Raw genomic sequence first — 12,472 nt, forward strand, 5'->3', positions numbered from 1 at the left:
AAGTTACCTGCCAATAAGGGTAACTTTTCCCCACACCGCACCTTTTGATTTGTCCGATTTTACGGACAGTTGCTTGCCTGTGGGAGATATTATCGCTGATATTCCGCAGTTTCCTGCACGGAGGACATATCTTCTGTTCTCAACGGCTCGCATTATGCAGTGGCGGTAATGCTGTTCACGGGCGGAGCTTTTGCCAAACCATGAATCGTTGGTGGAAACGCAAATTATCTGTGCGCCCTGCTCTTTCTGTCGGCTCACAAGGCTTGGGAAAATGGACTCTATGCAGATAACAGAACCTATGGTCATGCCGTCGGAAGTGAGGGGCTTGGTGTGTCTTTCGTCTGCACATTCGCTCATAGTGTCAAGGTGGAAAATGCCTGCAAAAGGTGTCTTTTCACCGAAAGGCACAAGCACTTGTTTCAGGTAGGGCGAAGACGCAATGCCATTTTTATCATAGGCGAAAAGGGCGTTGTAATCCTTGCCGTTTTCAAGATAGAACGAACCTGTCACAAGGGTACACCCATGGGTGGCGGCAAAGTCTGATATAAGGGAAAATTCTTTTAGCTGTTCGTCATAGTCTTTCGACACGGCAGTTTCAGGAAGCAGAACAAGATCAGTACCCCACCGCCAACAGCTTTCCATTATAGATAGATAGGAGCGTGCTGAGTCAAGGGCTTTACTGTGTGATTTTTCCCTGCCCTCCAGACTATCCTGTGCGCAGATAACGTCTATCTGAGGGTAGATGTTATCAAGCTTTTTGTCGAGGTTTATGGAATAAAGTCCGTAGCTTAAATTTGCCACCTGCAAAAGCAGTGCAAAGGCGGTGTAGGCAAAACGCTTTTTGCTAGTATATATCTCCCCATGCAGACCGTTGAGCATGAAAATTATAAAGCTTGTAAGACGGCAGCTTATGAGCGTGGCAGATTGCAAAAGCAGCGGCGAACTTGTTACAGCTAGCCATGCCGCAGACCACGGAAACGCCAAAATCGGAACTTTCTCTTGAAGCCACTCCCCTGCTGTCAAAAGCAGGCAGAGCAAAACTATCTCAGACAAACGGTGTTTGAGATGCGGTCGCAGGGGCAGGAAAAGGCTCAGTGGAAGATACATAAGGATACACTCCCACAAGGTCAGACCTAACCACGCTAAAGTGGCAAGAGGTATAGAGACAAAGGACGGCAGAGGACATATTTTCCATATGGTGAGCATAAAAGTGAGCTGAAAAAGATAATATGGTACAAAAAAGCACAGAAAATCAAGCCTGAAAGCCCTTTTTTCATGGCAGACTGACAGGCAGTGCACCATTGGCGCAAAGATAAAAAACGCAAGCCACGGCAAATTCAAGATAGATTGCATAAGTGCGCTCACTATACCCGTGAGGGCGAGGAACGCTCTCCGTGAGATTTTGGGGTCAATTATTTTCGAGATATTCATGTAAATATTATGACCCGAAAGTCGCACATAATTCACAAAACTATAAAGGGAGGCAGTAAATTGGAGATCTTTATTCCGCAGTTTGTCAGGACGGCTCTTGACAGGCTGAATGAGTGCGGCTACGAGGGATATATAGTCGGTGGCTGTGTAAGAGATAGTTTGCTTGGCAAAAAGCCTCATGATTACGATGTCTGCACAAACTGCACCCCTGACAAAATGCTTGAAGTTTTCGCAAATTTCCGCACTATTGAAACCGGGCTGAAGCATGGCACGCTCACTGTTTTGATAGAGAGCGAGCCGGTGGAGATAACCTGTTATCGCAGTGACGGAGAGTATATAGGGCATAGAAAGCCTGCTCAGGTGACATTTGAAAGCTCGCTGGAGGAGGACTTAAAACGTCGTGACTTTACTGTGAACGCTATGGCGTACTCACCAAAAGAGGGGCTTATTGACCTTTACGGTGGACAAGGCGACCTTGAAAAGGGCATTATAAAATGCGTTGGCGAGCCTGAAAAGCGTTTTGACGAAGACGCTTTGAGGATATTAAGAGGGCTGAGATTTTCTTCATGCCTTGGGTTTGAGATCGAGGAAAAGACCTCAAAGGCTATACTTGAACAACGTGAGCTTTTAAAAAGCATTTCTGCCGAACGCATTGCGTCGGAGCTTAAAAAGCTTCTCTGTGGAAAGGGTGCAAGGAAGATATTGCTTGACTATCGTGAGGTCATAGCGGTGTTCATACCTGAGCTTCGGGAAAGCTTTGATTTCAGGCAGAACAATCCCCACCATTTTCTTGATGTTTATGGTCACATTTGTTTGAGCGTTGAGAACGTCAGGCCACAGTGGCAGATGAGGCTTACTATGCTTCTTCACGATATCGGCAAGCCGAGAATGCACACTGTTGACGAGAACGGCATTTCGCACTTTAAAAAGCACCAGTTCGAGGGTGCTTACATGGCGGAGAAGATATTAAAAAGGCTCAGGATAGACAATGCTTCGGCGAAATATATTTATGAGCTTATATGGGAGCATGACAACAGGATAGCCGCAACGAAAAAGTCGGTGCGGAGATTTATGGCTCAGCATGATTTTGACTTTGTTATGGATTATCTGGAGGTGCGCAGGGCTGACACATATGCCCAGTCGGACTACAAACGTCAGGAAAAGCTTGCAGAACTTGACCATATCGCGGAGCTTGCAATGGAGATAAAAGAGGACAACGAGTGTATCCACATTTGCGACCTTGACATAAACGGAAAGGATCTTATACAAATGGGCTTTGGCGGAAAGGATATCGGCATTGGGCTGGAACTTGCATTGAATGGTGTTATAGACGAAAAGATGGAAAACAAAAAAGAGGAGCTGAAAGGCTACATTGAAAGCAACTTCAAAAGGCAGGATAAAGATAATACTTAAAGGGTTGGCACTTGTGCTGTGGTGCGTGGTGATATTCATGTTCTCGGCAAACAATGCTGACGAGTCCAACAAGCAATCAAATGCGGTGTTTAACACAGTGATAGAATTTGTCAACCCTGTATATGACAGCCTTGACACTACAGCGCAGGCGGAATACAAGGACACCGCCACGTTCATCATAAGAAAGCTTGCGCATTTCAGCGAATACGCCTTGCTTGGAATACTGGCGTTCATCAATTTTTCAAAGGTGAAAAAGCTTGGATACAGAGGGCTTTTTGCGGCAGTTTTTTCTTGCATCTACGCTTCAAGCGATGAGATACATCAGCTTTTCGTGCCGGGGCGTGCAGGTCAGGTGCGTGATGTCCTTATCGACACAAGCGGTGCAGTGGCAGGAATTTTACTTGCCATACTAATACGAAAAATATGGCTCAAAAGCCGTGAGAAAAAATCGTGATAACAAAAAAATATCCGTGGGGGCATTTCGCTCTCACGGATATTTTATTCTAGCAAAACCTATTGCAAATCATATCGTGACCCATTGGTATCGCCTCATTCAAAGCCTAGGCTTTACTTAAATCACTTTATCTCAAGTCTTTTGGTTTCAGGCTTTACCTCCTGCATCTTTGGCAGGTCAAGGGTCAGGATACCATTCTTGTACTCTGCGGCGATATTGTTGGTATCAATGCCTGTAAGGTCAAAGCTTCTCTGATAAGAACCGTATGTCCTCTCACGGCGGATATACTTGTCTTTCTTATCCTCTGTCTCTGCCTTATGCTCAGCGGTAAGAACAAGATCGTTGCCTGAGATGTCAAGCTTGATATCGTCCTTATCAAAGCCCGGAAGCTCTGCTTCCATTACATATTTGTCGCCCTCGTCCTTGATATCGGTCTTGAAGCTCTGGAGTGCATTTTCTCCAAAGAAATCATTCTCAAAATCATGGAATGCGTTAAACAGGTCGTAGCTCTTTCTTTCAAATGGTGTAAGTCCAAACATATAAATTCCTCCTTGATGTGTTATATCTTAAATTGTCTTGTAAGCTTTTATCATTTATTCTGCTCTTCCATTGGTATCATTTCCTTTCTTCATTGTCTTTATGATACCCCTGCTATGTGTTCATTGTGTGAAGACATTGTGAACATTAGCTGAATTTTAGCACTCTCATTATACGAATGCTAGCATATTGATTTTATGAGTGCTAAAACAATGCCATGACATGATATGATAATCAGCGGGCGAACGCTGTTCGCCCCTACTGCGTCAACGCCTATCACTGCTTATCGAAGCGGTCTTTAAGAAGCTTCAAGGCTTTCTTTTCTATCCTTGAAACATAGGAACGTGAGATACCAAGGCGTTTTGCGACTTCTCGCTGCGGCAGCTGCGGCTGACCGAAAAGACCATAGCGCAGAGTAACTATCTGTCTTTCACGCTCATCAAGAGAGCTTTCGATATAGCGGTAGAGCTGTTCACTGCGAATGGAAAGCTCTATTTTGTCGGCAACGTCCTCTCCGTCTGCGATTATGTCGATAAGGCAAAGCTGATTGCCGTCCTTATCGGAGTCAACAGGCTCGTCAAAGTGGATATCGTTGGCAGACTTTTTCTGGGATCGGAAGTGCATTAGTATCTCGTTCTCCACGCACCTGCTCCCATAGGTGGCGAAGCGACAGCCTTTCTTGTGGTCAAATGTTGACACAGCTTTTATTAGACCGATAGTGCCGATAGAGATAAGATCCTCCTGATCTGTGGAATTTGAATAATACTTTTTTATAATATGTGCCACAAGACGGAGATTGTGTTCGATAAGCTTATCCTTTGCCGCCTTGTCACCCTGCGCCATTCTCTCAAAACATTCACGCTCCTCCTTCGCTGAAAGCGGTTTTGGAAACACGCTGCGGCTGTCAAAATGCAGTGCGAAAAATAGAAAATTCCCCGTAAGCAGTTCAAACAGTGCTGAAAACATATTTGTCCCTCCTTATTTAAAGTATCGCTCATACGCTTTTTAATCATATGATTTTTATGGATTGTACTATTCTGATTTTGACATAAGGTCGCAAAATGTTTCTGATTTGTTAAATTTGCTGAAATATTGATTGTCTTGTTTGCTAAAATCACGAATATTATTAATATTTTGTAAACAGACGGCATTTTACTTTTATCGTTAATCAAAGGGTGATATAATTATATTAGATAGGTATGTTTTTTGGGGGGTGAGCGCTCATGATAAGCATAAAAGGACGATCGGTATTCGGAAGCATTGCAAGAGGAAAGCTGACCTTTTATCATCGTGACGAATTTATCATCAACAAGATAAAAGTGTCCGACCCTGAACTTGAATACAAAAAATATGTCAAAGCTAAAAACGCTGCTCTTGTGGAGCTTGGGGAACTTTATGACCGTGCAAGGTTAAGCGTTGGGGAAGGCGACGCTCAAATATTTGTGATACACCAAATGCTTATCACCGACGAGCAATACGACAGCAGTATTCGCACAAAGATACTTGACGAGCATTTCAATGCCGATTATGCAGTTGCAAGCACTTCAAGAAGCTTTGCGGAGATGCTGGCACAAATGGACAGCGAATATATGCAAAGCAGAGCGGCTGACGTCAAGGACGTTTCAAACAGACTTTTAAGACACATATTAAACTGCGCCGACAAGCTTCCCATACTTAAAGAGAACGCAATTATCTGCACCGGTGACCTTATGCCCTCAGAAACCCTGCTCATGGACAAGACGAAGATAAAGGGCTTCTGCACAAGGTCTGGTTCTGTGAACTCTCATACTGCGATACTTGCGAAAAATCTTGGCATACCTGCCATTGTGAACGTTGGAGCGGAGCTTTCTGACGAATATGAGGGCAAGGAAGCCGTTCTTGACGGCTACAGCGGAACGCTTTACATAGAGCCTGATGAGCATACTCTCAGACAGCTTGAATACAAGGAAGCCGTTGAGGGCAGGAAAAAGGAACTTCTCACAAGGCTCAAAGGAAGAAAAAACATCACTCGTGACGGACATGAGATAAAGATATATGCGAATATACTCAACTCTGAGGAGCTTGAATCGGCGGTAAAAAACGACGCAGGTGGGATAGGTCTTTTCAGAACGGAGTTTATGTGCTTTGACAGACCTGCTTTTCCTGACGAGGATTTTCAGTTTTACACCTACCGCAAGGCATTGGAGGCAATGGAGGGTAAAGAGGTCATAATAGGCACTTATGATATAGGTGCAGACAAGATACCTGATTGTGCAGACATGAGTGCTGAGAGAAATCCCTCTATGGGCTGTAGAGGCATACGATTTTGTCTTGAAAGAGAAAGCATATTCAAAACACAGCTAAGGGCGTTATACAGAGCGTCTGTTTACGGACAGCTTTCAATACTTCTGCCTATGGTCATAGACGTGAGCGAGATACTGAGGGTGAAAGAGCTTATCGTGCAGGTCAAGGCAGAGCTTATAAAAGAGGGCAAGAAATTTGCCGACAATGTTAAGCTCGGGGCAATGATAGAGACCCCTGCGGCGGTGATGACAAGCGATATCATAGCCAAAGAGGTGGACTTTTTCAACATCGGCACCAACGACCTTGAACAGTTCGCTTTCGGTCTTGACAGGCAAAATCCATGCTATGACAGGGTATCACCGAAAAATCACAGGGCACTGCTTAGAATGATAAAAATGGTGTGCGACAACGCCCATGCAAACGGCATAAAAGCAGGCATTTGCGGTGAGATAGCAGGTGACCCAACGCTCACAGAGATATTTCTGGAGCTTGATGTGGATATGCTGTCGGTAGTTCCGTCAAGGATACTGCCACTGAGAAAGGCGGTAAGGAGCATAAGTCTTAAAGACCCGAAAAAGGCAGAGAATGACCTGAAGCTGTTTTTATAAAAAGGATAATTTTCCTCATTCCATATAGACGGTGGGATACGTTATCGTGCGTGTTCCACCGCCTTTTTGCTTTGCTTGCAAATAAGCTAATAAGGAGAGCGAACTGTTCACCACTACAGATATTTAAACAAAGAATGTATTTTATCTTATGGTCTGTATGGTTGTCTTATGAAAATCTTAAGCGTTTCTTAAACCGGTTGACAGTTGGAAAGGGCTATGATAAACTTATATACGTTGACGGGAAAACCGTGAAAAAGAAAGAACACAAGGAGGATAAACTTTGAAACTAAGAAACATAAACAGAGGTCTGGTTCTTGGCGGTGTGCTTGCGCTGGGCGTCGTATGCTACACAGCGTATGATAACAACCAGTTCAAGACTTCCAAGCCTGAGATAGAACAGACCATGAGGGATTATATCGCAGACTTGACAAGTGCAAACGTTGGAAGCAGTGATAAGTTAAAAAGTCAGCTTACAGATTTTGTGAATAAGAATTATACTGACTACACTACATCTGACAATGAGTACGCTTCGTCAAAGTCAGGACTTCTGGACGAAATAAACCAGGCTGAAGTTGCAACGCAGGGGGGAGATATCACCTCGGCTGAGTATGACATAAAAGAGATGTCAATAAACAAGAGCGGAGCCGACGGAGCAAAGGTCACTATGATATACAATGTGTGCTATGACGTATCAAAGGGCGACCCAACTTTTCTCACAACCAACGGCATAAGCACCATGACAAGCGGTAACTACACAAATTCCGACAACTATGAGCCTAGCACATCTTCATACAAGGCGATTTTCAGTTATGAAAATGCTGAATTTTATCTTTTGCGTACCTCTGACGGCTGGAAGATAGCAACGTCCAGCAACTACGGATATGGCGAGGATTACAGCTTTGATGATAACAACAGTGACAGCGTGGCTGATGAAAGCAAGGCTGAGTCTGAGATAGTTCCGGACAGCAGTGCAGAAAATACCGACAGCGAGGGGGCAGACAGCGTTGAGTAATACTATTCTAAAGATAAAGGGGCTTAACAAGACCCTTGGCAAAAAGCAGATACTTCACAGCATAGATATGGAGTGTTACAGTGGCGAGGTCTACGGCTTTCTCGGTCCTAACGGTGCAGGAAAGACCACAACTATAAAGATAGCAGTGGGACTTTTACAGCTTGACGAGGGGGAGATATCCATTAACGGAAAGGATATCAGAAAAGACTTTGAGGGCGCAATGGCGAACGTTGGAGGCATTGTTGAAAACCCTGAGATGTACAAGTATCTTTCGGGCATGGAAAACCTACGTCAGTATGCAAGAATGAGAGAGGGAGTAACTGAAGAGCGTATCAAAGAGGTGGTGGAGCTTGTAAGGCTTTCAAACCGCATTAATGACAAGGTGTCGAAATACTCTCTGGGTATGCGTCAGCGTCTTGGCGTTGCGCAGGCTATCCTTCACAGACCAAAGCTTCTTATCCTTGACGAGCCTACAAACGGTCTTGACCCGCAGGGCATAAAGGAGCTTCGTGATATACTCAAAGAGCTTGCTCACAAGGAAGGCACTTGCGTTGTGGTATCGTCACATCTCATGAGCGAAATGGAAATGATGTGCGACAGAGTGGGCATTATCGCAAACGGAAAAATGATAGGCTCATACACAATGGAGGAGCTTATCTCACAGTCTGACAGCTCAATTGCTGAATATGTACTTGAAGTTGACGACCCGCAAAAGGCTATGAGTCTTATAATGCTCGCAGACGAGGGCAAGCGTATCGACAAGGAAACAGGTGCAGTTGTCCTTTCTATCCCTGCGGAGATAGAGAAGAAAAAGATAGCGTCGGTGAACAAGACGCTTATCGAGGGCGGAGTTTCACTTTACACTGTTCACCGCAGAGAGAACAAGAAGCTTGAGGACGTATTCATCGAGCTTACAGGAGGAAAGGAAGGGGGCGTACAGATTGGCTAGATTTTTCAGACTTGTGAAAAACGAGTACATAAAGGTTTTCAAAAAGCTATCAACAAAAATAATGATCGTGCTTATAATAATATGTGCGCTTGGACTTTCAGGCATTGCACTTTTTGCAAAGCACAATATGGAGAGCAATAACTATTCAAGCTATGACGCAACTGGTGATTATCAGCAAACCATAGATTGGCTAAAAAACACAAACGGCGACCCTAACGAGATCGCAATGTGGCAGTATCTTATAGACAACGATATCGACAGCGATGATTGGAGATATGATGTACTGTCAGCCGTGTTTGCAAACGGCACTGGTGATATGTCAGGGATAAAGAAGTATCTTGACGACAACGATTGGCGTGGCTTCTGTCAATACAGGCTGGATAATGACATACTCACAGAGGGCGAGAAGTGGGAATATCAATACAGATTGGACAAGGATATTTCCTTTGACAAGTCAAACGAGAAGAAAAACGATCTTATCATGACAGTTGCAAATGCAAAAAACACCATTGCGACTATGGGCGACGCAAAATCCGACGGACAGAACAGCAGAGCAAAGCTGGAGGATAATATAAAACTTGCACTCTATCAGCTTGACAATGATAAGCTCGACAACACAGCAAACCAAATGACGCTGTTTGAAACAGACGAGCCTGAGCAGATAACATTCTGGACAGTGTTCCTCACAAGCACTTCCCTTGTAACGGTAGTCGCACTGCTTGCTATCGTTATCGCAGGCGGCATTGTATCCTCTGAATTTTCACAGGGAACTGTCAAGTTCCTGCTTATAAACCCTGTTAAACGCTGGAAGATACTGATGTCAAAATACTTCACTGTCATCACAGTGGGTTACATAATGCTTTGCATACTTTTCGTGGTGATGATACCTATTACAGGGCTTATGCTCGGCTTTGACGGCTTCTCAACGCCTTATATCTATGTAAGCGGCGGCGAGGTAAAGGAAATGCCTACACTGCTTTATGCGGCAGAGCAATATCTGATGAAAAGCGTTGAAATGGTGGTAATGTCAACACTGGCGTTTGCTATCTCGTCACTTGTAAGAAGCACAGCCCTTGCTATCGGCGTCAGCGTATTCACAATGTGCATAGGCTCGACGGTCACACAGCTTCTGGGTCAGCTTGGACAGGATTGGGCAAGATTTCTTGTATTCGCAAACACAGACCTTGCTTCTATCTCAAAGGGCGGTTCGATATTCGCACAGCACAGCCTGACCTTTGCCGTGGGCGTTCTTATAGCACACATGGTGGTGTTCCTGCTCACCGCATGGGACGGCTTTACAAAGCGTTCTGTATAAAACAGAATAAAAACATCAAACGGGCGGAGAAATTTCGCTCGTTTTTTGTTGCTGAAAAGGGTAAACAAATGAACAGATTATCATATAAACATAAGATTGACAAGGGTGAATAAATATTGTATAATAGTCGAGTTGATACAGAGATCGTTTTAATAGATAATTTACAGGAGATAGATATATGTTTGAAACTTTAGTTGACGTTTTTCTTGACGCATTAATAGACAGCCTTAAGATCCTGCCTTTTCTGTTCGGTGTTTATCTGCTTATAGAGTATATAGAGCATCGTTCTGCCGACAAGCTTGGAAAGGCTCTTAGAAAAATGGGGTCTTTCGGTGCGATAGGAGGAAGCATACTTGGAGCAGTGCCTCAGTGCGGATTTTCCGTTGTGGCGTCGAACCTTTATTCAGGCAGGCTCATCACAATGGGAACTCTCATTTCGGTATACCTTGCCACAAGCGACGAGGCAATACCAATGATGATAGCAAACCCTGCGTTTGCCGGCAAGCTTTGGCAGCTTATTCTTATAAAGGTAGCTGTGGCTATAATAGCAGGTGTGCTTGTTGACCTTATCTTAAAGCTTATGGGCAAAAAGCAGGACGAAGAGCCTTTCAAGGAGATATGCGAGGACTGCGACTGCGAACACCACAGTATTTTGCACTCGGCACTTCACCACACTGTAAGCATAATACTTTTTATATTTGCGGTAAACCTTATTCTCGGTGCGGTAATGGAGTTTGCAGGAGAGGACACAGTAAAGACCCTGCTTATGTCTGACAGCATAGTTCAGCCGTTCATAGCAGGAATAATAGGCTTTATCCCGAACTGTGCGGCTTCTGTTGTTCTTACACAGCTTTATATCGAAGGTGTTGTGAGCTTCGGCTCGCTTATCGCAGGACTTTGCACAGGGGCAGGAGTAGGACTTCTGGTGCTTTTCAAGACCAACAAGCACAACATGAAAGAGAATTTCGCCATAATGGGAATACTTTATGTTTTCGGTGTGGCAGCAGGCTTTGTGGCAAGTCTGTTCTAAAATATGATAGACAGATAAAAGGAGCAATTCGCAATGAACTGCTCCTTTTTGTTTGCAAAAAAATCTTCGTATGTATAATGGGTTGCCCCTACACTACATCATATCCTCAATAAGATAAGGCAGGCTTATGCGGAAGCAAACGCCGCCTTTTTTCATATCGTTTTCTACCTCTATGCTGCCCTCGGAAAGCTCGATTATCCTTTTTACAAGTGCAAGTCCAAGACCGTTGCCCTCTGTTGCACGGGAGCGGTCGCCCTGATAGAACTTATCAAATATCTTCGCCTTTACGTCAGGGGCTATAGACGGACCGTTGTCCCATATCTCCGCCGAGATATTCTTCTCGTTGCGGAAAAGCTTCACGCTTATCTTTCCGCCCTCCGGGGTGAACTTGATAGCGTTGTTGATGATATTCTGCCATATCTGCGCCATAAGCTCCTCACTGCCCACATACATGATATCCTCAAGGTCGATATCAAGGTCGATTTTTTTCTTCGACCACTCAGGTTCAAGCACAAGAAGTATTTTTCTTATCTGCTCGTCAAGAGAAAATCTTGTCTTTTTGCCCACTGTTTTCTGATTTTCAAGCTTTGTGAGCCTCAAAATATTTGACGAAAGCTTTGAAAGCCGTGATGTTTCATCGATTATTATCTGTGTGTATTCCTCACGCTCCTGCTCGGTTATATCGTCAGATTGCAGAAGCTTTGCAAAGCCCTGTATGGAAGCCAGAGGCGTTTTGAACTCGTGGGAAACGTTTGAGATAAAGTCACCTCTCAGCGTTTCCGTACCTGCAAGCTCCTCAGCCATTTTGTTAAAGTTCTGCGCAAGTATGCTGTATTCAGGATCAGACGGCTCTCTTACTCTTACCTTAAAATTGCCCTTTGCTATCTCAGCCGCCGCCGCACTAAGATCTCGTATAGGCTGTATAATGCTTCGGCTCATGAACGCTGTTATAATGGTACCGATAACGATACAGACCATAAAAGCTATGATGACAACAAGGTTTACTACCCAGTAAACGCTGTCGCTTGAAAAGCTGTCTATGATAACGAACTTATCATAGACCTGGGAGATTATAGTTGCGTTAGGCACAACACCCTCTGAGGACACATAATATCCCTTATGCACGATATCTGCAAAATGGTCGTGTACTCTTGAATCGTTTTTATCCACCACTGACAGACTATAGGCTGAATTGTTCACAATGGAAACTATCTCGTCCACAGTGAAGCCGCCCTTTTCTTCAAGCTGATCCATTGCCATGGAAAGCTCCACCAACTGCTGTTCGGCATTGCTTTTCATTACAGGACTGCACACCATTACAAGCACTGACACCGATATAGAAGCCGACACCAGCATCACAAAGAAAAACATAAGAGTCAGCTTGAACTGCAAACTTGTTTTATTTTTGGTCTTTTTCTTATCCAAACCCCTCACCCCTCA

11 protein-coding genes are annotated in these 12,472 nt (G+C 44.3%); 7 read left to right on the forward strand and 4 right to left on the reverse strand.

Annotated elements, in window-relative coordinates:
- Positions 1-3: 3 nt before the first annotated feature.
- Positions 4-1,431 (reverse strand): apolipoprotein N-acyltransferase, encoded by a 1,428-nt coding sequence (lnt, locus tag AB5627_RS07885; protein ID WP_195220944.1) that lies wholly within the window; start codon positions 1,429-1,431, stop codon positions 4-6.
- 60 nt (positions 1,432-1,491) lie between these two features.
- On the opposite strand from lnt, the gene AB5627_RS07890 reads away from it, so the two are divergent.
- Complete coding sequence (locus AB5627_RS07890) at positions 1,492-2,844, forward strand: CCA tRNA nucleotidyltransferase (protein ID WP_368369776.1); 1,353 nt, start codon at positions 1,492-1,494, stop codon at positions 2,842-2,844.
- Positions 2,804-3,298 (forward strand): VanZ family protein, encoded by a 495-nt coding sequence (locus tag AB5627_RS07895; protein WP_278340326.1) that lies wholly within the window; start codon positions 2,804-2,806, stop codon positions 3,296-3,298. The genes AB5627_RS07890 and AB5627_RS07895 overlap by 41 nt, the downstream gene beginning before the upstream one ends.
- A 122-nt stretch (positions 3,299-3,420) precedes the next feature.
- Here AB5627_RS07895 and AB5627_RS07900 read toward each other — a convergent pair whose 3' ends face one another.
- Positions 3,421-3,837 (reverse strand): Hsp20/alpha crystallin family protein, encoded by a 417-nt coding sequence (locus tag AB5627_RS07900; RefSeq protein ID WP_046439395.1) that lies wholly within the window; start codon positions 3,835-3,837, stop codon positions 3,421-3,423.
- Between the two features lie 274 nt (positions 3,838-4,111).
- The gene (gene sigK, locus AB5627_RS07905; RefSeq protein WP_041337407.1) at positions 4,112-4,801 is read right to left on the reverse strand and encodes an RNA polymerase sporulation sigma factor SigK; all 690 of its coding nucleotides are present in this window, start codon (positions 4,799-4,801) and stop codon (positions 4,112-4,114) included.
- 257 nt (positions 4,802-5,058) lie between these two features.
- Between sigK and ptsP the strand changes: the two genes are divergently transcribed.
- From ptsP to AB5627_RS07930, 5 genes are all read left to right on the forward strand, one after another.
- A complete protein-coding gene (gene ptsP / locus AB5627_RS07910) occupies positions 5,059-6,726 on the forward strand; it encodes a phosphoenolpyruvate--protein phosphotransferase (RefSeq protein WP_368369777.1) in 1,668 nt (555 codons plus the stop codon).
- Positions 6,727-7,006: 280 nt separating this feature from the next.
- A complete protein-coding gene (locus tag AB5627_RS07915; protein ID WP_368369778.1) occupies positions 7,007-7,738 on the forward strand; it encodes a hypothetical protein in 732 nt (243 codons plus the stop codon).
- Positions 7,731-8,687 carry an ABC transporter ATP-binding protein gene (locus AB5627_RS07920; RefSeq protein ID WP_368369779.1) on the forward strand — a complete coding sequence of 319 codons (957 nt, stop codon included), beginning with the start codon at positions 7,731-7,733 and terminating at the stop codon, positions 8,685-8,687. The genes AB5627_RS07915 and AB5627_RS07920 overlap by 8 nt, the downstream gene beginning before the upstream one ends.
- Positions 8,680-10,002: an ABC transporter permease gene (locus AB5627_RS07925; protein WP_368369780.1), complete on the forward strand. Its 1,323-nt coding sequence runs from the start codon at positions 8,680-8,682 to the stop codon at positions 10,000-10,002. Before AB5627_RS07920 ends, AB5627_RS07925 begins: the two co-directional genes overlap by 8 nt.
- A 178-nt stretch (positions 10,003-10,180) precedes the next feature.
- A complete protein-coding gene (locus AB5627_RS07930) occupies positions 10,181-11,032 on the forward strand; it encodes a putative manganese transporter (RefSeq protein ID WP_265290642.1) in 852 nt (283 codons plus the stop codon).
- A gap of 93 nt (positions 11,033-11,125) precedes the next feature.
- On the opposite strand, the gene AB5627_RS07935 is transcribed toward AB5627_RS07930, so the two are convergent.
- Complete coding sequence (locus AB5627_RS07935; protein ID WP_022287706.1) at positions 11,126-12,457, reverse strand: sensor histidine kinase; 1,332 nt, start codon at positions 12,455-12,457, stop codon at positions 11,126-11,128.
- Between the last annotated feature and the right edge of the window lie 15 nt (positions 12,458-12,472).

The sequence above is a fragment of the Ruminococcus sp. RTP21198st1_G1_RTP21198_201120 genome, from assembly GCF_040924265.1.
Taxonomy (GTDB): Bacteria; Bacillota; Clostridia; order Oscillospirales; family Ruminococcaceae; genus Hominimerdicola; species Hominimerdicola aceti.